Genomic DNA, 22,475 nt, shown 5'->3' on the forward strand with positions numbered 1-22,475 from the left:
CCGCCGACGGCCGGTTCGGGGAGCTCATCCCATGACGACGAGTGACAACGGGAGTGCCGGTGGCCGGCGGGAGAAGCCGGCTTCGGACGAGAAGCAAGCGCCCGGCGTCCAGCAGCCGGAAGGCCAAGTCGTCCCGCCACGAGGTAGGAATGCACGCGACGACGGGACGAACCAGCAGGGTGGGTTACTCGCCAAGCTTCGAGTGCCGGACGAGAAGGACTTTCGAAGTGCGGCTCACAGCGAGAAGGTCACCGCGCGGATCGGGGTATGGCTCGGGATCACCTTCGGGATCTGCTTCCTCACCGGGGTGTTGAGTCATTTCCTGCAGCACGGGCCCGCCTGGTTCTACTGGCCCTCCTCCCCTGTCAACCTCTACCGGGTCACGCAGGGGCTGCACGTCATCTGCGGGGTCGCGGCCATTCCGCTGCTGCTCGCCAAGTTGTGGAGTGTCTACCCGAAGCTGTTCGGCCGTCCGCTCGTTCGCTCGGTGCCACATGCCCTCGAGCGGGTGTCGATCCTCCTGCTCTCCGGCGCCGCCTTCTTCGAGCTCGCCACCGGGATCTTCAACAGCGCGCAGAACTACGTCTGGGGGTTCGCCTTCCCGCCCGCGCACTACGTCGTCGCCTGGGTCGCCATCGGGTCCGTCCTCTTGCACGTCGCGGTCAAGTGGCCGGCTGTTCGGCGCGGGCTGGGGCGGCTGGACCCGGTGTCCGATAAGGGCTTGCTTTCGCGGCGGGCGTTTCTTCGGACCACCTGGCTGGCCACCGGAGCCGCGGTCGTCGCCACCGCCGGGTCGACCGTCCCGGTCTTGCGGGACGTGTCGCCGCTTTCGCTGCGGTCGGCGCGCGGGCCGCAAGGTCTGCCGGTCAACCGGACGGCTCGCGCGGCGCGGGTACCGCGGGCCGGCGACTCGTGGCGGCTCACCGTCGTCACACCCAACCGGACGACGACCTTCTCGCTACGCGAGCTCGAGCGACTCGCGCAGGCCACCGAAGAACTGCCGATCGCCTGCGTCGAGGGGTGGAGCCAGTCCGCCGTCTGGTCGGGCGTGCGGGTCGACGACCTGCTGCGGATCGCCGGAGCGCCGCCCGGATCGCGCGTAAGGGTGTCGTCGACGGATCGCGGGCCCTACGGGGCCAGCACGCTCCCCGGTTCGCACTCGGGCGATCCGCGGACCTTGCTGGCCATGAAGCTCAACGGCGAGGTGCTCGCGCTCGACCACGGCTACCCGTGCCGGCTGATCGCGCCGAACCGGCCCGGCGTGCTGCAGACGAAGTGGGTCACGCGGCTGGAGGTGCTGTGATGCGCTGGATGTTCGCCATCGCCGGACTGGGCGCGCTGGCCTGGGGTGCGTGGCTCGCGCTCGACTTCGCCGGACGGCACGACGCGAGCCAGGCGGCGGCGTGGTTCATCGGCGGGCCGATCGTGCACGACGGCGTCGTGGCGCCGGCCGTCGGGATCGGTGGGCTCGTGCTGACGAGGGTGGTACCGCGCGCGTGGCGGGTACCGGTCGCGGTCGGCGCGGTCCTCAGCGGGGTGCTCGGGCTGCTCGCGATGCCGCTGCTTTGGCGGCCGTTCGGCGTGGCGGCGAACCCGGGACTGCACGACGCCGACTACGTGCTGCGGCTGTCGATCACGCTCGGGCTGGTGTGGCTCGGTGTGGCGATCGCCGGCGTGATCAGAGCCAGAAATACGGACGCCGCACGCGGGCGAGCGAGGGGTTAATCGTCCGCGTGCGGCGCCCTTTCAAGAGCCCCTCGTGGAGCTCTTCCGGCTCGGGGGCATCGAGCCGGGGTTGGTCTCGGCCCCGTCCTGGGGCCGAGCGTCGGTGGGTTTGCCCACGCTAATCATTCAGTTTCGACCTGCTGTCCGGCAAGAGTCGCTTCGACAGTTCGCTGGCCGTCGCCGAGCACGAGCTTCACCTTGTCGCCCGGCTTGTGCGAGCGGACGGCGGCCACGAGCGCGTCGGAGGTGTCGATGGCGCGGTCGTCGAGCTTCGTCACGACGTCGCCCTGCTTGAGCCCGGCCTTGGCACCCGGCCCGTTCGGACTGACGTCGATGATGCGCGCGCCACCGGCCTGGTTGTCCTGCACGGTCACGCCGAGGATCGTCTGCGTCGCCTTGCCGGTCTTCGCGATCTCGTCCGCGGTGCGCCGCGCCTGGTCGATCGGGATGGCGAAGCCGATGCCGACCGAGCCGCCCTGGCTCTCGCCACCGCCGGTCGGGCTGTAGATCGCCGAGTTGATGCCGATGACCTGGCCGGCCATGTTCACCAGCGGCCCGCCGGAGTTGCCGGGGTTGATGGCAGCGTCGGTCTGGATGGCGTCCATGACCGTCGCCTGCGAGCCGTTCTCGCCACCCGCTCGCGTGGGCCGGTGCAGCGAGGACACGATGCCCGACGTCACGGTGCCGGACAGCTCGAACGGCGACCCGATGGCCACCACGCTCTGGCCGACGCGCAGGTCGTCGGACCTGCCCAGGTCGACGGTCGGGAGCCCGCTCTTGTCCCCCGCGCGCACGACCGCGACGTCGGATGTCGGGTCGCGGCCGACGATCGTCGCCTGCGCGGTGCTGCCGTCGTGGAACACGGCGACGATCTGGCCGTTGTTCGCGGCCCCTTCGACGACGTGGTTGTTGGTCACGATCAGCCCGTCGGAACTGACTATGAAGCCGGAGCCCTCCCCTGCCGAGGACTGGCCCCTGACCTGCAACTGAACCACGCTCGGCAGCACCTTCTCGGCCACCGCCTCGACCGAGCCCGACGGGGCGTCGGACGTCTGCTTGGCCGGTGGCTTCTGGTCGAGCGAGTTGCTGACCGGTCCGGTCTGGTTGTTCTCCGCGACGAGGTAGCCACCGGCCGCGCCGGCGCCACCGCCTACGAGCAGGGCGAGCACGGTCAGTCCGGCGACGAGCGCGGTGTGTCCGCGCCGCTGCTCGGGGCCGTTGGGCCCGCCGACGTGCATCGGCGGCGCGATGGGACCGGTCGGCGGGCCCATGTGCGGGTACGCGGCGGTCTGCTGCGGGGGCGTGCCGGCGCCCGGGTGGTTGGCGAACGCGGAGCCGAACAGCACGCGCTCCCCCGGCGGCGCGCTCGGTTGTCCGGGATATCCCTGGAGCGGTACCTGCGGCGGCTGCTGCATGGTCGGCTGTTGCGGCGGCTGCTGCACGCGCGGCGGTTCCGGTTGCTGCACGGGCGGCTCCTGTTGCGCCGCCGGCTCGACCGGCTCCTCCGGCGTGCCCGGCTTGGCCGGATCGTGCGTCGGTTCCCGGTTCTCCTCGCTCATGCCACCCACCTTGCGCCCTGGTCCTGAGAGCCTCCTGAGACCAACCTATGGGGAAGCGGTGAACTCAGCTCAGCGAGGTCGAAGCCTCCGGCCGCCCCGGCAGCCTGATCGCCATGAGCGCGCCGCCGTCCGCGGACCGGCCCGCGTAGACGGAGCCGCCGTGCCGCTCGGCCGCGCTCTTCACGATCGCGAGCCCGAGTCCCGAGCCGGGCAGCGTGCGGGCCTCGTCGGAGCGGTAGAAGCGGTCGAACACGTACGGAAGGTCGGCGTCGTTGATGCCCGGCCCGGCGTCGGCCACCTGCAGGAAGGCGAAGCCGTCGCCGTCCGGCCGCAGGTCGACGCGGATGATGCCGTCCGGCGGGCTGAACTTCACCGCGTTGTCCAGCAGGTTCAGCACGGCCCGCTCCAGCGCGACCGGCTCGCCGAGCAGGTACCACGGGTGCAGGTCGACCTCGAAGTTCACGTGCCCCGCCCGCCGCCGCGCCCGGGCCAGCGCCTGCTCGATGACCTCGACCATGTCGACCTGCTGCGGGTCGATGTGCGGCGCGTCCTCGCGGGCGAGCTCGACCAGGTCGCCGATCAGCTGGGTGAGCTCGTCGAGCTGGGCGTGCACGTCGGCGTGGATCTCCTTCTTGTCCTCATCGGACAGGGTGGGTGCGTTCGGTGCCTCGGCGGCCAGCAGCAGCTCCAGGTTGGTGCGCAAGGAGGTCAGCGGCGTGCGCAGCTCGTGTCCGGCGTCGGCGACGAGCTTGCGCTGGCGGTCCTGCGCGTACGCGACCGCGGCGAGCATCTGGTTGAAGCTGTGCGAGAGCCGGGCCAGCTCATCGTCGCCGTCGACCTGGATCGGGCGCAGGTCGCCGGTGTGCGTGACGCGCTCGGTCGCCCGGGTCAGCCGCTGGACGGGTCGCAGGCCGGTGCGCGCGACCGCGGTGCCGGCGGCGGCCGCGACCACGACGCCCGCGCCGCCGATGAGGAACAGGACGAGCGCGAGGTCCGCGAGCTGGGCCTTGGTCGGCTGCAGCGACTGCGCGAGCACGAGCGCGTTGCCGTGGTAGGGCACGGCGTACACGCGGCTGTCGGTCTTGCCGTCGGTGCGCAGCGAGTTCGGCACCTCGCCAGTCGCGACCGCGAGCTCCCTCGGGCCGATCGGCGGGATGTGCCGCGGGACGCTGAGCAGGAGGTCACCGTCGTCGTCGACCACGGCGAACTGCACGTCGGTCAGCGACAGGAACGCGGCGGGAAAGCGGGTGCCGGAGGCCGTCTCGGCGACCGCGTCCGAGCGGACGGTGGTCTCCGCCTTCTGCGCGAGCGAGGTGTCGATCTGGTCGTAGAGGTTCTGCCGGACCGTTAGGTAGGCGCCGAGCGACACGAGCGCGACGGCGCCGGCGACGCAGCTGGCGGCGAGCCACGTGACCCGGACACGCAGCGACATGCGCCGGCGCCCGTCGTGGGTCAGGATCACGGAGGCGTCTCCCGGAGCACGTAGCCGATGCCGCGCACCGTGTGGATCAACCGCGGCTCGCCGTCCGCCTCGGTCTTGCGCCGCAGGTAGCCGATGTAGACCTCGAGCGCGTTGCCGGAGGTCGGGAAGTCGTAGCCCCAGACCTCCTCGAGGATGCGGCTGCGCGTGAGGACCTGCTTGGGGTGCGCGAGAAGCAGCTCGAGGAGGGCGAACTCGGTGCGGGTGAGGCTGATCCGGCGATCGCCGCGGCGGACCTCGCGGGTGCCGGGGTCGAGCTCGAGGCCGGCGAAGGCGAGCTTCTTCGGCGCGGGGCCGTCGCCGGTGTCGAAGCTGCGGCGGCGCAGCAGCGCGCGGAGGCGGGCGAGGAGCTCTTCGAGCGCGAAGGGCTTGGGGAGGTAGTCGTCCGCGCCGGCGTCGAGCCCGGCGACGCGGTCGGAGACGGTGTCGCGCGCGGTGAGCACGAGGATGGGGAGGTCGTCGCCGGTACCGCGAAGCCGCCGGCAGACCTCGAGCCCGTCGACGCGCGGCATCATCACGTCGAGCACCATCGCGTCGGGCCGCGCGCTCGAGATGGCGTCGATGGCCTGCTGCCCGTCGCTGGCCAGGTCGACCTGGTAGCCGTTGAACTGCAGCGACCGCCGCAGGGACTCCCGAACGGCCCGGTCGTCGTCGACAACGAGGATGCGCATGCGGTCAGTGTCGACCCTGCTGCTGAGATCTGCCTGAGAACGTGCGTCCCGGCGCGCACCGGACATACCGGCCGAGCGGGCTGAACTGCGGAAATGATGTCCCCTACACCGCACCGCCCACGCGCGAAATCGCCGCCCCGTGGATGGCGACCCCCGCCTCTCCGGGGGCACCCCTCAGGACCAAGTCTATCGGTGACCGCTGACAATGTGGGGGTTCATGATCCACTTGTGGACAGGTGTGGTGGTTGTGGACAGGTGTCAGATGCCGCAGATGCTCGCCACCGCCGCTTGGCCGAGGGCGTCCGCTGGGTCGTCCGCGGAGTAGAGGTCGTACGCGAGGGCCACGGCTCGCGCGCCCTTCGTCGTATCGCCGCCCAGCTCCATGGTCGCCTCGTACACGAGGTCGTCCTCGTCCGCCTGGCTCAGGTCGTAGCCCGCCTTCAGCCGGCAGGCCACCTCGATCACGGACTCGCGGTCGTCGGCACCCACGTCGGCCGCGGCGAGGATGTCGGCCTCGCGGGCGGCCACCGCCGCCTCGTCCACGTCGACGTGTGCCGGGGGCACCTCCACGTGCGGTCGCGGCGCGTGGGCCAGGTCCTCGCCCGCGTGCGCCGCCGTCCGGGCCGCCCCGCATCCCGCGACCGCCGTCGCGCAGAGCAGTGCGGCGACCAGCGCCCTGACGTCCATGGCCACCACCGTCCAATCCGGTACCTACTGGTACGTGGTGGCCGGGTGCTCGACCGATGCGCCGGGCCGGCGATCGTGACCGAAGCGGGACCTGTCAGAACGAGTCGGCCATGCGGGCCGGATGGGGGGCGCCGGTCAGCAGGTCCAGCAGGTGCGCGTCCACGGGGAGGGCCTCCAGCAGGCCCGCGCGGCGCAGCATCGCCGTGTCGGCCGAGCCGGCGAACCACGGGCCCAGCGCGCGGGCGGACATGCGGACCGCGCCGGAGCCGCCCGGTTCGCAGGTGACCTTGCCGCCGTCGACGACGAGGCGGTGGCGCCCCGCGTGCCACGGGGCGTGCCCGTCGACCACCTCGAGGTCCACCGTGAACGACGACAGGTACGCGGCCGCCGGCCAGCCGCGGGCCGCGATCGCCGCGGGGAGGTCGACCACGCGCAGCATCCACGGGTGGTTGACGACGTCGTGCAGCACCGGCAGCGGCATCAGGAGCTGCCACCACGCCGGGTCGACGATGCGCAGCGAGATCTCCGTCATGATCCCGGTCCACCGCCCCAGGTTCGCGAGCAGGCCGAGCGCGGTCTCGGCGTCCAGCGCCACGAGGTCGTAGGTGACCAGCCGCTCGCCCTCGGGCCGGTCCGCGGTGAGGTAGCCGCGCACGGAACCGTCCGGACCGGCGGCGAACTCGACGACGTCCACCTCGAGCAGGCCGGTGAGCGTGAACGAGTCCGTCGACCGGTCCAGCATTCCGTCCACTGTGGACGCGAACTGCAGGTAGGTGGCGTGGATGGCCGGCAGGTCGTCCTTCGTCGCGCGCTGGAGAACCAGTCGCGTCGCGGGTTTCGGCAGCAACGCGAACAGCTCCGGGCGCAGCTTCGCCCGCTGGTAGTCGCCGGTCTGCTCCCAGCCCCGCGCGCGGTACAGCGGCGGCACCGACGGGTACAGCGCCGAGATCACCTGGCCGCGCTCGCGCATGGCCGGCAGCGCGGCGTCGATCAGCGCGGTCGCGACGCCGTGCCCGCGCGCGTGCGGGTCGACGGCCACTGACGCGACGCCGCCCATCGGCACCGCGCGGCCGCCGAAGAACTGCCGGTAGTCCCGCACCTTCAGCGCGCCGACCAGCTTGTTCGCGTCCTCGGCGACGACCCCGTGCCAGCCGCGCTGGTTCGACCACAGCGTCTCCGGGTTCGGCTCGCGTGGCCCGCCGAACGCGAGGCGCGCCAGCCGGTAGATGTTCTCGTCGTCGCCATCCCGGTACGGCCGGACGATCACGCGCAACTCCCTACGACCACGTGAAGAACCCCTGGCCAGTCTTGCGACCGAGCTCGCCGCGCGCCACCTTGTTTCGCAGCAGGTCGGGCGGGGTGAAGCGGTCGCCGAGCTCGCGCGCCAGGTGCTCGGCGATCGACAGGCGCACGTCCAGCCCGACGAGGTCGGTCAGCCGCAGCGGGCCCATCGGCCAGCCGTAGCCCAGCCGCATGCCGGCGTCGATGTCCGCCGCGGACGCGACGCCCTCCTCGAGCATCCGGATGGCCTCGAGCCCGACCGCCACGCCGAGCCGCGAGGTCGCGAACCCGGGCGAGTCGCGCACCTCGATCACGGTCTTGCCGAGCGCCTCGGCGTACCCGCGGACCGTGGCGAGCGTCGAGGCCGGCAGGCCCTCGTGCGTGACGATCTCCACCAGCTGCTGCACCGGCACCGGGTTGAAGAAGTGCATGCCGACCACGCGCTCGGCGGCCGGTCCGGCGGCCAGCGCGGTGATCGACAGCGATGAGGTGTTCGACGCGAGTACGGCCCGGGCGCACGTCGCGGCGACCTCGCCCAGCACGCGCCGCTTCAGCGAAAGGTCCTCCGGCACCGCCTCGACGACCAGCTCGGCAGCGGGCGGCAGGGCCGCCAATGTGTCCACAATGGACAAGCGGGCGAGCAGCGACTCCGCGGTGGCGTCGAGCTTGCCGCGGTCCTCGGCCTTGCGCAGCGACCTGGCAACCGCCTCGCGGGCCGCGCTCGCCCGCGCGGCGTCGGCCTCGGCGACGGTCACCCGGCTGCCGGCGGCGAGCAGGACGTGCGCGATGCCCGCGCCCATCGTGCCGCCGCCGACGACCGCGGCGGTGACCGGAGCGGTCACTCCACGACCTCGGCCGAGAACATCGAGACGAGCTCCATGCCGCCGATCTCGGTCAGGTTCGCACCCGAGGCCTGCCACTCCGGCGAGGCGAACGCGGCCTTCATCGCGTCCTTGGACTCGAAGTACAGCTCGGCGACGAGGTACGGCTGCGTCTCCCCCAGCATCCCCGGCACGAACACGCGCTGGATCTTGGCGATCTCCTGGCGGATCAGGCCCGGCACCTTGTCGATCAGCGGCTTGTGCGTCTCGAAGTAGGCCTTGTCGAACGCCTCGGGATCGGCCGGCGACTTGTACAGCGCGATGTACTTGATCATGTGACGCTCCTCGTATCTGGCGGCGCTCGCACTGTAATAGCACGGGACCGGGCACGATAGCGACGTGCGGATCATCCTGCTGCGGCACGCCGAGAGCCTGGGCAACATCGACGAGCTGGCCTACACCCGAACGCCCGACCACGCACTACCGCTGACCCCGCGCGGCGAGGTCCAGGCCCGCAAGGCGGGCCAGGAGGTGCGCGACCTGCTGACCGAGCCGACGGCGGCCTACGTCAGCCCATACGTGCGCGCGATGCGGACGCTCGCGCTGCTCGACGTCGACGACCTGCTCGAGCGGACCGTACCCGAACCGCGGCTACGGGAGCAGGACTGGGGCAACCTGCAGGACCCGGTCGAGCAGGAGGTGCAGAAGCGCAAGCGGCATGAGTTCGGCCACTTCTTCTACCGGCTCTCGCACGGCGAGTCCGGCGCCGACGTCGACGACCGGGTGGCGAGCTTCCTCAACGAGCTGGAGCTGCGCATCGCGAAGGACCCGACGCATCCGGACACCGTGCTGGTCGTGACGCACGGGCTGACCATGCGGCTGCTCTGCCGGCGGCTGTTCGCGTGGAGCATCGACCTGTTCGAGTCCCTGTCGAACCCGGAGCACTGCGAGCACCGCGTGATCGACCACGACGGCGAGCGCTGGCGCCTGGACCGCCCGTTCGACCAGTGGCGTGACTCCCCGGACGGCTCGACACAGACCTGAAGCGGGGCCGCCGGATGCCGACACCCGGCGGCCCCACGACTCACGCCGGCGGAGCGACCACCGCGTAGACGTTGCCCGGCTCATGGGTCGTCGCGCTGCCCGGGTAGTACGGACCCACGTGGGCGACCGCGCCGGCGTAGTTGCCGTCCACCGACTCGATGCTGCCGTCCTCGTGCACCGCGACCACGGTGCCCACGTGCAGCGACGTGCTGGGGTCCGCCGGGCCGGTGCCGAACAGGACCGCGTCGCCCACCGAGATTCCGTGGTAGCCGTCGCGCACCAGGCCGCGGTCGAGCGCCCAGTAGTAGAAGTCACCGGTGAAGCCGTCCGCGCTGAACATGTCCGGCACGCCCGCGGTGCGCCACACCCAGTTCACGAAGTACTGGCACCACGCGTCCGACGGGCTGCCCTGCCCCTCGTGATAGGACCAGCCGTCCGTGTTGCCGACCTGGCCCTGGGCCACGCGGCTGATCTCATCGCCGATCGACGAGGGCGGCGGGGCGGGCGAGTCGTCGCACGGGCCGAGGTCGGGGTGGCGGCCGTCGTAGCCGGTGTAGAGGTATGCGTCCGAGGCGTAGCCCCCGAAGGCCGGCAGGTAGTCCCACAGGCCCGTGCCGTTGACGACGTCGCCGTCGTCCTGGCAGGAGATCGTCACGTGCTGGTCGGGCCCGAGCTGGTCGATGATCGAGTAGCCGGTACCCGGGCCGGAACGCACCATCAGCGGCTGCCCCTCGGTCCCGGTCACGTAAGCGTCGATGCTCGCGGCGAACGCCGGGACCGCCAGCCCGATCGTCAGCGCGACGGCGCCGAGCGCGGCGGCCGCCACCTTCTTCACATGCTTCATCGCAAAGTCCTCCTCGGACTCGAGCGCAGGGTTCCTCGTGCCTCTCCGGAGGTTCGCTACGATAAGGGATATTCCGAACTCGTATCAAGTACTGCGAGCTAGTACTATCCGAATGCAAAGGAGGTGGCCGTGCCGGACGACACCGACGCGCTCGTGGACCAATGGGCCCAGGCCGTCCCCCAGATCGACCCGCAGGTGGAGCGAATCGTGGACCGCTTGCTGATCAGCGCCAAGTACCTCGAACGCCTCGCGGCCGGCCTCTCCGCACCGCACGAACTGCAGCTCGCCGACTACGAGATCCTCGCCCGCCTGTACTGGGTCGGCCCGCCCCACCGCCTGCGCCCGAGCCAGCTCGCCGCCGGCACCCTCGCGCCGGCCACCAGCGTCACCAGCCGTCTGGACCGCTTGCAGAAGCGCGGCATGCTGCACCGGGTCGCCGACCCGAAGGACCGCCGGGTGCTCGCGGCGGAACTGACCGACGCCGGGCGCGCGCTGTTCGAGCAGATCGTCGCTGAGCAGGCGAAGGCGGAACGTGCCGTCTTCGACCAGCTCGACGCCGACGAGCTCGCCGCCCTCGACACCGGACTGCGCGCGCTCATGACCGTGCTCGGTGACCGCCTCGGGCCCGCGCCCCGCCGGGTGAGTCTCGCGCTGTCCAATGAGGACGATTGAGCTCGCTCAGGCGATCAGGCCGCCGCGGTAGGCGACCAGCGCCGCCTGGACCCGGTTGACCGCGCCGATCTTGCCGAGGACGGCGGACACGTAGCCCTTGACCGTCGCCTCGGACAGGTGCAGCGCGCTGCCGATCTCCGCGTTGGACAGGCCCTGCCCGATCAGCGCGACGACCTCACGCTCGCGGTCGGACAGCGACGCCAGCAGGCGCCGGGCCGGCTCGGCGGCACGCTCGCCGTCGGCGACCGCGGACAGCACGCGCGCGGCGACCTTCGGGTCGAGCACGGCGCCGCCGCGGGCGAGGTCGCGCACGGCCTTCACGAGGACCGACGGCTCGGTGTCCTTGAGCAGGAAGCCGCTCGCGCCGATGCGCAGCGCCTCCTGCACGTACTCGTCGACGTCGAACGTGGTCAGCATCGCGACGACCGGCGGCTCCGGCAGGCTGCGCAGCCTGCGGAGCGCGACGATGCCGTCGGCGGACCGCATCCTGATGTCGAGCAGGACCACGTGTGGACGGTGCTGACGGGCCAGGTCGGCCACGTACAGCCCGTCATCGCACTCGGCGACGACCTCGATGTCCCCTGCGCTGGACAGTATTGTTCGGAGTCCTGAGCGGACGAGATCTTCGTCGTCCGCGAGAAGCACCTTGATCACGAACGCCTCCCCGACTTCGGGCGGTCATGTAACGGGCTTTCCGACGGCGGTGGCTGAAAGCGCTACCAGTGAGTAATCCTACCCGGTCGCGGTGAGTGACAAGTCACACCTGGCGAAGTGCGTCGGACAATTTCACACGAGCACCACTCCGCATGACTGCATTCGCATAGATCTTGCCCGCCAACCAGACCAGTGCCGGTATCAGTGCCACGACCAGGCCGACCGACACCACGGCCTCCCAGACCGGTACGCCACCCATGGCCAGGCGCATCGGCATCATCGTCGGCGCGAAGACCGGGATGATCGACAGCGTCTCTACCAGCGTGTTGTCCGGATCCGACGGCAGCACGGAGATCCCGATGACGTAGCCGACGATCACGAACATCAGCGCGGGCGAGATCACGCCGCCGACGTCCTCCTGGCGCGATACCAGCGCGCCGAGCGCGGCGAAGACGAGCGAGTACATCAGGAAGCCGAGCAGGTACCACACGACGAGCCACACGACCGTGCCGACCGCGGCGGTGGCCGAGATCGTCAGCACGTCGAGGGCGAGCGCGGTGGCCACGCCGACACCGCCGATCACGACCATCTGTATGAGCCCGACCAGCCCGATGCCCAGCACCTTGCCGGCCATCAGCTGCCACGGCCGGATCGTGGACAGCAGCAGCTCGACCACCCGGCTCGACTTCTCCTCGACCACGCCCTGCGCCACCATCTGCCCGTTGAGCAGCAGCGACATGTAGATCAGGATGCCGGCGATGATGCCGAGGACGAGCTGCTGCGGGTCGTACGGATAGGGCTCCTCGAGCTCCTCGACGTCGACCTTCGCGTTCGCGACGGCCGAGTTGACCTGCGCCGGGTCGCCGCCGAGCTTGGTGATCTCCTGGTTGAGCACGACCTGGCCGGCGAGCACGTTGAAGGCGTTGCGCAGGTTGTCGTCGAGGTCCTTCTTGACCACGACGCGCACGTTCGTGCCGTCGCCGACGACCAGCGCGTCGATGGACTGGTCGGCCACCTGGTCGCGGCCGGCCTCCTCGCTCGGCACGGTCTTCGTGTCGACGTTCTGGCCGATCGAGCTCGCGACCGCCTTGAACGGCTGGGCGAGCGCGGCGTTCTGCTCGGTGAAGCCGACCGTGGCGTCCGAGCCGCCGCCGATCAGCTTGAACACCAGCGACGCGCCGATCAGCAGCACGAGCGTGGCGGCGGTGGTGATGAGGAACGCCTTGGAACGCAGGCGGGTGTTGACCTCGCGGCCCGCCACGAGGCTGACCGCCGACCATGATCCCAGCCGGACGTTCGGTTGCTCGGTCATGTCTCCCCCTCGGTTCGCCCCGCTCACGCCTCGTCCCCCTGGCTCACGACGTTGCGGTACAGCTCGGTCAGCGACGGCCGTCGCCTGCTGAACTCGGTCACCGGGCCGGTGGCGAGCGCCGCCCGCAGGATCTCCTGGTCGTCGGCGCCGTCGCCGAGCTCGAGGATCGTGCGGTTGCCCTCGTGGGCCCGGACCGTCACCCCGGCCAGGCCGTCCGCCCAGCCCTTCGGCGCGCCGGGCGCGTCGACGACCATCTCGACGGTGCCGCCCGCGCGAAGGTCGTCGACCGTGCCGACGGCGACCATCTGTCCATTCCGGATGATCCCGACGCGGTGGCAGAGCCGCTCGACGAGCTCGAGCTGGTGGCTGGAGAAGACGACCGGGATGCCGTCGTTGGCCTTGTCCAGCAACACTTTGCTCATCACCTCGACCGCGATCGGGTCGAGGCCGGAGAACGGTTCGTCGAGCACGAGGATCGTCGGGTTGTGCACGAGTGCGGCGGCGAGCTGGACGCGCTGCTGGTTGCCGAGACTGAGCTTCTGCACCTCGTCGTCGCGGCGCGCGGCCACGCCGAGCCGCTCGGTCCAGTCCTCCATGGACCGTCGCGCGGCCGCCGTGCCGAGGCCGTGCAGGCGAGCCAGGTAAACGAGCTGCTCCGCGACCTTCATCTTGGGGTAAAGGCCGCGCTCCTCGGGCATGTAACCGATGTGGCGCCGCGTCTCGAGGTTGATCGGCGTGCCGTCGTAGCGGACCTCGCCGGCGTCCGCGGCGAGCACGCCGAGCGCGATGCGCATCGTCGTGGTCTTGCCCGCCCCGTTGCTGCCGACGAAGCCGAACAGCTCGCCCGCCCGGACGTCGAACGTCGTCTCCTTGAGGGCGATCACGTCGCCAAACCGCTTGGAGATCCTGTCGATCTCCAGCCGCCCGTCACCCAAAGTAGGTCCCTCCCCCGTGCGCAAGCGCTGCTGCGAGGGACCTTACTGCGTGGGGATCTACCGAAGCGAACCGATACTGAACCCGATCCCCTGGTCGTCGACGCAGTTGGCGTGGGCGCCGGCGACGTTCGGCTGGATCGGGCCGGCGGTGCCGCCCGCGGCGCGGATGCGCTCGGCCGCGGCTTCGACGTCCGCGACGCGGAAGTAGAGGTCGGTGGGCCCGGGCGCACTCACGAAGACGCCGCCGGGCGGGCTGACGTTGACGATGTTCCAGCCGTTGTCGTGGCTGCCCGGGGTGAGCTCCCAGCCGAGCAGGTCCGCCCAGAACCCCTTGGCGGCGTCGTTCGCGACGGGCTGAACGAAGTAGAAGAGGTCGCCCTCGCCGCATTTGGGGTCGTCGTCCCGGTACTCGTCGACCGGTTGCCAGAGCGCGAGGCGCGTGCCGTGCCCGTCCTCGACGTGGAAGCTCCAGCCGGACTTCGACCGCTGCGGCTCGGTTGCGGTGCCGCCGAGCTCGCGCGCCTTCGCGGCGGCCGCGTCCGCGTCGCCGACCACGAAGGAGGGCGTGGTCCCGGGGTCCCGCTTGGTCAGCCCGCCGGCCGGCGAGGAGCCGTTGATGTGGTGGTAGTCCCCGTTGGACTCGTAGGTCCAGCCGAAGACGGCGGTGTAGAAGGCCGTGGCGCGTCGGGGGTCGGGGGCGTCGATGGTGAAGTAGCCGATCATGCTCACTCCGTTTCGTCGGCCGGGGTCCACTGGTGCAGGGCCATCCGCCAGGCGCCGTCCCGCAGCACGAGCACGTCGGTGACCACGACGGACCGCGGCTTCTCGTCCGCGGTGTGCATGAGGGTGGCGTGGTGGGTCAGCACCGCGGTGGACTCTCCCAAGTGGACGATCTTCGGGTCGGACAGGTCGTACTTGACGTACGGCGGGTGGTCGCTCATCGTGGCGATGCACTGCTGTTTGGTGTAGGTGTTCCCGGCGCCGGGGAAGATGAGCAGGGCGTCGTCGGTGAGGTTGCGCTCGAAGAAGTCGAGGTCGCCGGCGTTGATGGCGTCGAGGAACTCGCCGAGGCGGCCGAGGAGGGCGTGCTCGAGGGAGTGCCGCGCGAAGCCGGCGAGCTGGTACTGCCAGTGCCCGCCGTCGGTCCACCCGTAGTGCCGCAGTACGACGCGCGTGCCGTCGTTCGTGCCCTCGAACCGCACCTCGACGTCGGTGTCCCCGTACCCGAAGACGAGGCGTGGGCCGGGCTCCCAGACCTTGACGCGCCCGACCTCGACATCGCCGTCCCGCACCGTCCCACCGACGCCGGGCTCGAAGGTGACCGGCCCGGCGCTGGTGCTCAGCGACCGGTCCGTGCGCCACCAGGCCCCGGTCTCCCGGGTGAAGATCTCGAACGCGGCCGCGGGATCGATGTCGACCTCCACGCTTACGTGGGCCTCATCCTGCACCGCGCGTCTCCTTCACGTGGTCGGCGAACGCGCCGAGCTGGTCGGTCCAGAAGGCCTCGACCTGGTCGAGCCAGGCCCGCAACGCCACGAACGGTTCGGCCCGCAGCCGGTACACCCGCACCCGCGCGTCCCCGTCGGCACCCGCGACCTCCACGAGCCCGGTGTCGCGCAACACCCGCAGGTGCCGGCTCATGGCGGGCCCGGACATCCGCACGGCACTGGCCAGCTCCCCGGCCCGCCGCGGCCGCACCCGCAGGACGTCGACGACCTGCCGCCTGGCGGGATCGGCCAGCGCGGCCAGCACCCCATCGAGATCCTTGCTCACAGCGCTAACTATTAACGCTAGCGTTAATCATGTCAAGCGGCTGCCCTCGCCGCGGGTACGCCCGCTAGGCTGGCCCCACGAAGCCCTCGTAGCTCAGGGGATAGAGCGTCCGCCTCCTAAGCGGCAGGTCGCAGGTTCGAATCCTGCCGGGGGCACCGTGTTCGACCAGCGGAAACTCGTCTACACGAGGAAGGCTCGGCCCTGTCGGGTCTCAGTTCTGCCAGAGACCGTCGCTTTCTCATGTCCGACGTTTACCGTGTCGCCGCGGCGTCGGGCCATGTTTCAGCGCGGCCGCGATGGGTGATTCATCGGTCGCACGTCTGCATCTGAGCCTCGTTGTGGTGCTCGCCCACCAGTGGAACGATGGCGACGAGCCGGTGCCGTCTGATCACGTCAGGCGCACGGGGAGGGCTTCCAGGCCGTGCATCAAGCTGCTCGGGCGCCACCGTAGGTCCTCCGGCGTGCCGGCGAGCGACAGCTTCGGGAAACGCTTGAGCAGCGCGCCGAACGCGACCTGCGCCTCCATCCGCGCCAGGGGTGCGCCCAGGCAGTAGTGAATGCCGTGGCCGAAGGAGACGTGCCCGCCCGGCTCGCGGCCGAAGTCGAGTCGCTCCGGGTCGGGGAACCGGTCCGGATCCCCGTTCGCGGAGCTGGTCGCGAGCAGGACCCATTCGCCCGCCGCGATCGCCACGCCGCCAATGGTCACATCCGTGACGGTGAACCGGTCGGTCGCGTGGTTCAGCGGGTTCGTGTACCGCAGCAGTTCCTCGATGGCTGCCGGTAGCAGCGACGGTTCTTCGCGCAGCCGGGTCATTTGCTCGGGGTGGGTCAGCAGCGCCAGGGTGCCGGAGGCGATGAGGTTGACGGTGGTGTCGAAGCCGGCCATGACCAGCTGGAACACGCCGGAGAGCAGTTCGGTGTCAGTCAGGGCGCCGGAGGCGTCATCACCCGGGTCGGATTCATCGCGAACGCGCACGAGCGCCGAGACAAGGTCGTCGCAGGGCTCGGCACGCTTGGCCGCGATGAGGTCGGTGAAGTAGACGGCCAGATCCCGGGTGATGCGCTCGCGGTCCTTGCGGTCGTCGTAGTCGACCACTGCGACCTCGATCCACGTCCGATCGGCCGCCGGCACACCCAACAGCTCGCTGAGCACTGTGATCGGCAGCGGGCGGGCGAACCGGGTGAGCAGGTCGACGATGTCGCCGCCCCCGCCCGCCGATGCCATGTCCTCCAGCAGCGCTTCGGTGATTTCCAGGGTGCGCGGCCGCAACTGCGCGATACGCCGCGGCGTGAACGCCTTCTGCATGAGGCCGCGCAGCCGCGTGTGGTCCGGCGGGTCCCGGTGGAGCATGTGCGCGTGCAGGTTCACTGCCTGGCTCGGCCAGGTCCGCGGGCCGGTAGGCCAGTGGTGCCGGTCCTTGGCAAGCCGTGGATCGGCCAGGCCGGCGCGCACGTCCGCGTAGCGCGTTACGACCCACATCCGCCCGTAGCCCGGCATCTGCACCGCGGCGACCGGCTGCGTCTCCCGCAAGTGCGCGAAAAATCCCGATGGGCTCCGGATATAGACGTCCTCATCGACGGAAATGGGCTGCCCCTCGTCCGTCATGGTCCACACCATAGGAACACCGGCCGCGAAACCACCAACGGATTTCTCGCTGCCGAAACAACCCCGGACTGAAGTCGACTGGACCGGTTGGTGGGGCCTGCTTGGCGAGACGCCGCGTTGATGCGAGCTCGTGGCCACTCTGTCCAGGCACGAGGCCAAGCTAAGTCGGCGTCAGACCTTCCGCCAGTCGCCGCATCGGCTGCTGGAGAAGTACTGACCGGTCTGGAGGGTCACTGTCGGGCGGCCGCCGGTGACGATGTCGTTGGCCACGATGTTGTCACCGTTGGCATCGGAGTTGATCTCCCAATAGCAGTCATCGGACACCGCTTTGGTGGTGCGATAAGTACCGGCCTGCACGTCGACGCCGACCGCCCAGTCGCCCTCGCCGATGGTGTTCCGCGCGATCGTCCGCTCCTGCTTCGTGACGGCGTTCTCCCGCCGCTTGACCGAGTTCTCCCGGCCCTTGACCGCGTCTTCGCGCTGCTTGACCGCTCTCGTCCGCTCATCGAGCGTCGCCTCGGCGGCGGCGAGCTGGTCCCGCTCGGACGTCACGCTGTCGAGCTGGCCGCGAAGCGACTCACGCGCGCTCGACGCCACTGCCAACTGCTCGGTGAGCGAGTCCTTGTCCTTGACGAGCCCCGCCACCGACGCGGCGTTCTCCTCGCTCAGGGTGTAGTTGTAGAAGTTCAACCCCCACCCGGCGACGAGCGCGGCCACGACGGCCGCCCCGGCCCAGATCCGCCAGGACCGCACGGCCCGGCGGAGGCGGCCCTGGAAGACCTCCATGTTTGTCGGCTCGGCTGTGGTCACCATCGCAGTCCCCCATCGAAAGATATGTCCGGGGAACACATCGACCGGGACCCGCCGATTCAACGCATCCGACGCAATTCGTGATCCGGTCGCAACAAAGCAACGAGCACGACGCCGTCGCTGTTGTCCACAACCAGGGCTGTGTGCCGAGCGCGATCGGCTTGTCCAGCCCACCCTTTGGCGATCGGCCCTTGGCGATCGGCCGGGCGTGCAGGCTACCCCGCCGGCGGTCGGAGATCACAACGTGCGGCGAGTTCATCATCACCGCCGGCGCCTGTTATGGCCGTCTGGAACGTCCACGTCGGCGCCAATCTGACCGGAAAGCTGGGGAGATCCAGCACCGGATGACATCGCGCTCTGCGTGGCGGTCGCTATCGCCTGCGCGACGGCGGCGCTCGTCCAGGCGCGCCGATCGGTCACTGGCAGGGTGGGTCGTAGGGCAGGTCGTTGAAGTGTGCCCGCCAGTCGGCTTCGGAGATCGTGGGGTGGGCGAGGGTGCAGATCCGGTTCGCGACGTCGTCGACGTCGAGGTAGCGGCGGTGCACCAAGTTCTCTTCGGTGGCGACATACAGCTGGCGGCCGTCGGCGGAGATGGACAGGGCGTCGACCTGGTTGTTGAAGTCGAACGCGGTGACCGCCAACGGGTTGCGTGGGTTGCTGATGTTCCAGAGCCGGATGGTCCGGTCGCCGTCGACGACGGCGAGCAGGTGGCCGTCGGCGGAGTAGACCGGTGGTGGGCCGACCATGTGGAACCGGTTGTCGACCGGGACGCGGGGATGAAAGGTGGCCAGCACCTCGGGTTTGCGCGGGTTGTGCAGACCTAGTAGTTGGGTCTGTCTGGTGTCGTTGCGGAAGACGGCCACCGTGCGGCCGTCGGGGCCGAACGTGGCGACCGCACTGTAGGTGGTCGGCAGGACCGCGAGCGTTCTCGTGGTGACCGGTGCGCGCAGGTCCCACAGCTCGGTGTCGGTGTTGCGGGCCACCGCGAGCATCGTGCCGTGTGGGTCGAATGCCAGGGCTTGCACCGGGAAGGCCGCCAGTTCGTCGACCTGCGTCGGGTGATACGGGTCGGCGAGGTCATACACCTTGGTGGCGAAGCCGGCGCCGACCAGCTGGCTGAGGGCGACGGTCGTGTCCACCGGGTTGAGGGCGAGCGACCCGTTGTAGGCGGTCTCCGGCAGGTCCGCGGCGTGCCTCGGACGGTCGGGCCGCGTAACGTCCCAGACCTGCGTGGGCCCGGTGCCGTCGAGGACCAGCGTGCGATCGTCCGAGCTGAAGTACAGGGAGGTGGCCGTGTAGGGCAGGGCGAGGGTCGCCAGGTATCGCGACCCGTCACCGTCCACACGCCACAGTCGCACGGTGTGGTCCCGGCCACCGGTCGCGAGCAGGTCGCCGTGATGGTTGAGCTGCACCTGCGTCACCGCGTCCGGGTGCGAGACGAGCACCGGGCCGAGGTCCCAGATCCGCACGGAACCGTGGTCGGCGGCGAACAGCGTGTCGCCGCGCGGGCCGAACGCCATCGACCACCCGCCGTCCAGCCGGCCGGCGAGATCGGTCAGCACCACCGGACGTCGCCGGTCCTCGACGTTCCACAAGCTGACCGAGCCGGTGAGGTCACCGACCGCAAGCAGGCCGGTGTCGTTGAAAGCCAGCGAGATCACGTCGCCCTGGTTCGCGAAGGTGGCCAGCCGCCGGGGCGCCCCGGCCGACGCGATGTCCCAGAGCTCGACGGCTCCGCGCCGGCCGGCGACGGCGAGGGTCGCGCCGTCGGGGGTGAACGCGGCGGCGTCGCCGGACAGGACGGCGAGCTCGCGTGCCCGCCCGCCGGTGAGGTCCCACAGGTGCATGGCGTGCGTCGCGTTCGCGACGACGAGGCGGTCCCCTCGTGGGCTGAACTCCGCGTGGCCCAGGTCCGCGAGCTCGGCGTGGCGCACCGACTGCGGGGCGGGCAGCAGCTGTGCCTGCAGGCGCGGCCGTGTGCGGTCGTCGAGGTCCCAGAGGCGGGCCGTCCCACCGATGTCGACCGTCACCGCGGCCCGGCCGTCCCGGCTGATGGCGACCGCGGACCGCAGCAGGTACGGGTTACCGCGCGTGTCGTCCCACGCGACCTGCGTCAGCTTCCGCGGCCGGCGCGAGTCCCGTACGTCCCACACCTCGTACCGGCCGAACGTCGTCTTGACCAGCAAGATCCGGTCCGGCCCGAACGCCACCACCTCACCACCGGGCAGCTCGTTCGGTAACCGCTTCGGCTGATCGTGGTCGGTGACGTCCCACATGCCGGTCCGCTGCGCGCCGGGGGTGACGAGCAGCGCCCCGTCCGGGCTGAGTGCCGAGGCCTCGACGGACAACTCGCTGCTCTCGATCGTGCCCGCGTAGGGCGTGTCGAGGGCGTCCAGCAGCGCGTCACGGGCCCGCGCCGAGGGGCCGGCGCGGTAGGCGGCCAAGGTGAGCTGAAGGGACAGCGCGGGATCGGTGTCGCGCAGGAGGTTCGCGTCGGACAGCGCGCTGCCGACGACCGCGGCGTTGCGCTGGGCCGTCGCGGCGTCCTGCGCGCGCACCGCCACCACCAGGGACACGCACGCGATGAGGAGGAGCACGGCGAGCAACGCCACGAGCTGTCGGGCGCGGCGGCTGCGGCGGCGTGCGGTCGCCCGCTCGTGGTCACGGGCGTCGACGCTCGCGGCGAGGAACTCGCGTTCCCGGTCGGTGAGGCGGGTGGCGTCCACGTTCTCGGCCTGGGTGAGCCGGACACCGCGCAGCAGCGAGCCGTGGTCGCGGTCGTGCGCCTCCCACAGCTGCGTAGCCTCGGTGAGCCGGCGATGCACGCGCAGGCCGTCGCGGTCGTCGTCGAGCCAGCGGCGCAGCCGCGGCCAGTGTCGGATCAGCGCCTCGTGGGTGATCTCGATACCACCCTCGTCCACGGTGACCAGCCGGGCACGGGCCAGTTGCTCGAGTACCGCCGCGGTCGCCGGCGACTGGTCGAGCTCGTCACGGCGGACCGGTCGTTTCGTGTCGTCGGTCCCCTCACCCAGCGCGGTCAGCCGCAGAAAAAGCTGACTCGCCGCATGTTGCTGGTCGTGGTCCAGGCCGGTGTACACGGCGTCGGCGGTGCGGGCCAGCGCATAGTGGATGCCGCCGGTTGCCTCGTACGCGGCGAGCGTCAGCACGGTGCCGCGGCGGCGATGCCACGTCTCCCGCAACGCGTGCGACACCAGTGGGAGCGCGCCCGGCTGCCCGGTCGCATCAGCGACCAGCCGGGACACCAGCGCGGTCTCCACGCGGCAGCCCACGGCCTCGGCCGGCCCGGTGATCGCCTGCCGGAGCTCGTCGGCCGTCATGGCGCCGACCAGTACCTGGCCGTCCCGCAGGACGTCGAGCAGTTCGGGGTATTCGGCGCAGTGACCGTAGAAGTCGGCACGCACGCCCAGCACCACCCGGGTCCGGCTCGTCGGCTCGGTCGCCGCGGTGGTCAAGGCGGCGACGAACGCGGCCCGTTCGACGGCGTCGGCGCACAGGGTGAACAGCTCCTCGAACTGGTCCACCACCAGCACCAGGTCCTGCTCATCCGACCGGTTCGCCACCGCCTGCCGCACGCACAAGTGCAGCCCGCGCGGATCCTCGGCGAACTCCGCCGCCAGCCGCCCCGGCGACGCCCCCACCAGCCCGGCCAGCCGCACCGCGCACTCCTCGAGCGGCCGCGGTCCGGGGGTGAGAACCACCGCGCACCCCGGGTCCAGCTCCGGCAGCAACCCCGCCATCAACACCGACGACTTCCCGCTGCCCGACGGGCCGAACACGGCGACCGTCCGCCGCGCGCGCACCCGCGCGACCACCTCGGCGACCACCCGGTCACGTCCGAAGAACCGGTCGGCGTCGCCGCGGCCGAATGGCGCCAGTCCCGCATAGGGCGCATCCGCGTCGACGGGTTCTACCGCGGGCGTGGCCAGCTCCGCCGCGCAGTCCCGCCACCGCGCCTCCCATTCCGCGATGTCACCGTCACACGCGCGCACGAATGCCGTCGTGACGGCGAGGCTGGGTAATTTCCGCCCACTCGCCGCCTCCGCCAACGCGGAGATCGAGAAATGCGCACGCAGGCTCAACTCGCGATATGTCGGCCGCCCCGCGCGGTCCCGTAGACCGCGCAACCCGCGGGCGAACTCCACCACCAGACCCTGGTCTTCGTCCAACGGCCGTTCCTGACGCGGCATCGCATCCTCCCCCAGTACCCGCATTCCCCGCTCCCAGAATTGTCGGTTCTCGCCAGCAGCGTTGTCCACGAAACATTTTCCAGGCCCAGCGACCTGACCGTGGAAAACGCGCCCGCCCCATGCTGGCAGCGAAACCACGTTCGGGGTGAAGGAAGGGTGAACATCATGAACCAGTACGGCGCCCACATTCTCGCGACCGCCCGCCGCACCGAGCTCGCGGCCGAAGCCGCCGCAGCCCGCCAGGCCGCCGCCCTCCGCGAGCCGCCATCTGACCAGCCGTCATCGACCACCGACCGCCGGATCCCCGCACCCGTTCCGGCCACGGCCTAGCGCCAGACGCACAGCGTTTGGCACAGGCATGACGAGGCGCCCGCCCCTTGATGTTTTGGGCAG

Annotated in this window: 22 protein-coding genes and 1 tRNA gene; 6 read left to right on the forward strand and 17 right to left on the reverse strand. The window is 70.8% G+C overall.

Annotated features, from left to right (window positions below):
- The first annotated feature begins 31 nt into the window (after positions 1-31).
- Both VH969_RS12335 and VH969_RS12340 read left to right on the forward strand, forming a co-directional pair.
- Positions 32-1,303 (forward strand): molybdopterin-dependent oxidoreductase, encoded by a 1,272-nt coding sequence (locus tag VH969_RS12335; RefSeq protein WP_331973842.1) that lies wholly within the window; start codon positions 32-34, stop codon positions 1,301-1,303.
- Complete coding sequence (locus tag VH969_RS12340) at positions 1,303-1,725, forward strand: hypothetical protein (RefSeq protein WP_331973843.1); 423 nt, start codon at positions 1,303-1,305, stop codon at positions 1,723-1,725. Before VH969_RS12335 ends, VH969_RS12340 begins: the two co-directional genes overlap by 1 nt.
- Positions 1,726-1,847: 122 nt before the next feature.
- On the opposite strand, the gene VH969_RS12345 is transcribed toward VH969_RS12340, so the two are convergent.
- From VH969_RS12345 to VH969_RS12375, 7 genes are all read right to left on the reverse strand, one after another.
- A complete protein-coding gene (locus tag VH969_RS12345) occupies positions 1,848-3,284 on the reverse strand; it encodes a S1C family serine protease (protein ID WP_331973844.1) in 1,437 nt (478 codons plus the stop codon).
- A gap of 64 nt (positions 3,285-3,348) precedes the next feature.
- Entirely contained in the window at positions 3,349-4,716 is a 1,368-nt protein-coding gene (locus VH969_RS12350) for a sensor histidine kinase (RefSeq protein ID WP_331973870.1), read from the reverse strand.
- Between the two features lie 26 nt (positions 4,717-4,742).
- Positions 4,743-5,435 carry a response regulator transcription factor gene (locus VH969_RS12355; protein ID WP_331973845.1) on the reverse strand — a complete coding sequence of 231 codons (693 nt, stop codon included), beginning with the start codon at positions 5,433-5,435 and terminating at the stop codon, positions 4,743-4,745.
- 258 nt (positions 5,436-5,693) lie between these two features.
- Positions 5,694-6,122 (reverse strand): hypothetical protein, encoded by a 429-nt coding sequence (locus tag VH969_RS12360; RefSeq protein ID WP_331973846.1) that lies wholly within the window; start codon positions 6,120-6,122, stop codon positions 5,694-5,696.
- 94 nt (positions 6,123-6,216) lie between these two features.
- On the reverse strand, positions 6,217-7,389 hold the full coding sequence (locus VH969_RS12365; RefSeq protein ID WP_331973847.1) for a GNAT family N-acetyltransferase: 1,173 nt from the start codon (positions 7,387-7,389) through the stop codon (positions 6,217-6,219).
- A gap of 10 nt (positions 7,390-7,399) precedes the next feature.
- Positions 7,400-8,245, reverse strand: coding sequence for a 3-hydroxyacyl-CoA dehydrogenase family protein (locus VH969_RS12370; RefSeq protein WP_331973848.1), 846 nt, complete (start codon positions 8,243-8,245; stop codon positions 7,400-7,402).
- Complete coding sequence (locus VH969_RS12375; protein WP_331973849.1) at positions 8,242-8,559, reverse strand: EthD family reductase; 318 nt, start codon at positions 8,557-8,559, stop codon at positions 8,242-8,244. Before VH969_RS12375 ends, VH969_RS12370 begins: the two co-directional genes overlap by 4 nt.
- 64 nt (positions 8,560-8,623) lie before the next feature.
- On the opposite strand from VH969_RS12375, the gene VH969_RS12380 reads away from it, so the two are divergent.
- Positions 8,624-9,268 (forward strand): histidine phosphatase family protein, encoded by a 645-nt coding sequence (locus VH969_RS12380; RefSeq protein WP_331973850.1) that lies wholly within the window; start codon positions 8,624-8,626, stop codon positions 9,266-9,268.
- A 40-nt stretch (positions 9,269-9,308) separates the two neighbouring features.
- On the opposite strand, the gene VH969_RS12385 is transcribed toward VH969_RS12380, so the two are convergent.
- Entirely contained in the window at positions 9,309-10,112 is an 804-nt protein-coding gene (locus VH969_RS12385) for an SH3 domain-containing protein (protein WP_331973851.1), read from the reverse strand.
- Between the two features lie 129 nt (positions 10,113-10,241).
- On the opposite strand from VH969_RS12385, the gene VH969_RS12390 reads away from it, so the two are divergent.
- The gene (locus tag VH969_RS12390) at positions 10,242-10,784 is read left to right on the forward strand and encodes a MarR family winged helix-turn-helix transcriptional regulator (protein WP_331973852.1); all 543 of its coding nucleotides are present in this window, start codon (positions 10,242-10,244) and stop codon (positions 10,782-10,784) included.
- Between the two features lie 6 nt (positions 10,785-10,790).
- Here VH969_RS12390 and VH969_RS12395 read toward each other — a convergent pair whose 3' ends face one another.
- The 6 genes from VH969_RS12395 to VH969_RS12420 all read right to left on the reverse strand — a co-directional run bounded on the left by VH969_RS12395 (position 10,791) and on the right by VH969_RS12420 (position 15,458).
- Positions 10,791-11,438, reverse strand: coding sequence for a response regulator (locus VH969_RS12395; RefSeq protein ID WP_331973853.1), 648 nt, complete (start codon positions 11,436-11,438; stop codon positions 10,791-10,793).
- Between the two features lie 103 nt (positions 11,439-11,541).
- Positions 11,542-12,750: an ABC transporter permease gene (locus VH969_RS12400; protein WP_331973854.1), complete on the reverse strand. Its 1,209-nt coding sequence runs from the start codon at positions 12,748-12,750 to the stop codon at positions 11,542-11,544.
- A gap of 23 nt (positions 12,751-12,773) precedes the next feature.
- The gene (locus VH969_RS12405; protein WP_331973855.1) at positions 12,774-13,685 is read right to left on the reverse strand and encodes an ABC transporter ATP-binding protein; all 912 of its coding nucleotides are present in this window, start codon (positions 13,683-13,685) and stop codon (positions 12,774-12,776) included.
- 57 nt (positions 13,686-13,742) lie between these two features.
- Complete coding sequence (locus VH969_RS12410) at positions 13,743-14,408, reverse strand: VOC family protein (protein WP_331973856.1); 666 nt, start codon at positions 14,406-14,408, stop codon at positions 13,743-13,745.
- A 2-nt stretch (positions 14,409-14,410) separates the two neighbouring features.
- Complete coding sequence (locus VH969_RS12415; RefSeq protein ID WP_331973857.1) at positions 14,411-15,133, reverse strand: DUF4440 domain-containing protein; 723 nt, start codon at positions 15,131-15,133, stop codon at positions 14,411-14,413.
- Positions 15,123-15,458, reverse strand: coding sequence for an ArsR/SmtB family transcription factor (locus tag VH969_RS12420; protein WP_331973858.1), 336 nt, complete (start codon positions 15,456-15,458; stop codon positions 15,123-15,125). Before VH969_RS12420 ends, VH969_RS12415 begins: the two co-directional genes overlap by 11 nt.
- A gap of 82 nt (positions 15,459-15,540) precedes the next feature.
- Between VH969_RS12420 and VH969_RS12425 the strand changes: the two genes are divergently transcribed.
- Positions 15,541-15,613: transfer RNA gene (locus VH969_RS12425), tRNA-Arg, on the forward strand.
- 233 nt (positions 15,614-15,846) lie between these two features.
- On the opposite strand, the gene VH969_RS12430 is transcribed toward VH969_RS12425, so the two are convergent.
- The 3 genes from VH969_RS12430 to VH969_RS12440 form a co-directional block, all read right to left on the reverse strand.
- Positions 15,847-17,064, reverse strand: coding sequence for a cytochrome P450 family protein (locus tag VH969_RS12430; RefSeq protein ID WP_331973859.1), 1,218 nt, complete (start codon positions 17,062-17,064; stop codon positions 15,847-15,849).
- A gap of 171 nt (positions 17,065-17,235) precedes the next feature.
- A complete protein-coding gene (locus VH969_RS12435; protein ID WP_331973860.1) occupies positions 17,236-17,877 on the reverse strand; it encodes an Rv1352/Rv1906c domain-containing protein in 642 nt (213 codons plus the stop codon).
- A 413-nt stretch (positions 17,878-18,290) separates the two neighbouring features.
- Complete coding sequence (locus VH969_RS12440; protein ID WP_331973861.1) at positions 18,291-22,082, reverse strand: WD40 repeat domain-containing protein; 3,792 nt, start codon at positions 22,080-22,082, stop codon at positions 18,291-18,293.
- Between the two features lie 165 nt (positions 22,083-22,247).
- Here VH969_RS12440 and VH969_RS12445 point away from each other — a divergent pair, with 165 nt between their 5' ends.
- Entirely contained in the window at positions 22,248-22,412 is a 165-nt protein-coding gene (locus tag VH969_RS12445; RefSeq protein ID WP_331973862.1) for a hypothetical protein, read from the forward strand.
- Positions 22,413-22,475: the final 63 nt, after the last annotated feature.

The sequence above is a fragment of the Actinophytocola sp. genome (assembly GCF_036555685.1).
Classification (GTDB): domain Bacteria; phylum Actinomycetota; class Actinomycetes; order Mycobacteriales; family Pseudonocardiaceae; genus Actinophytocola.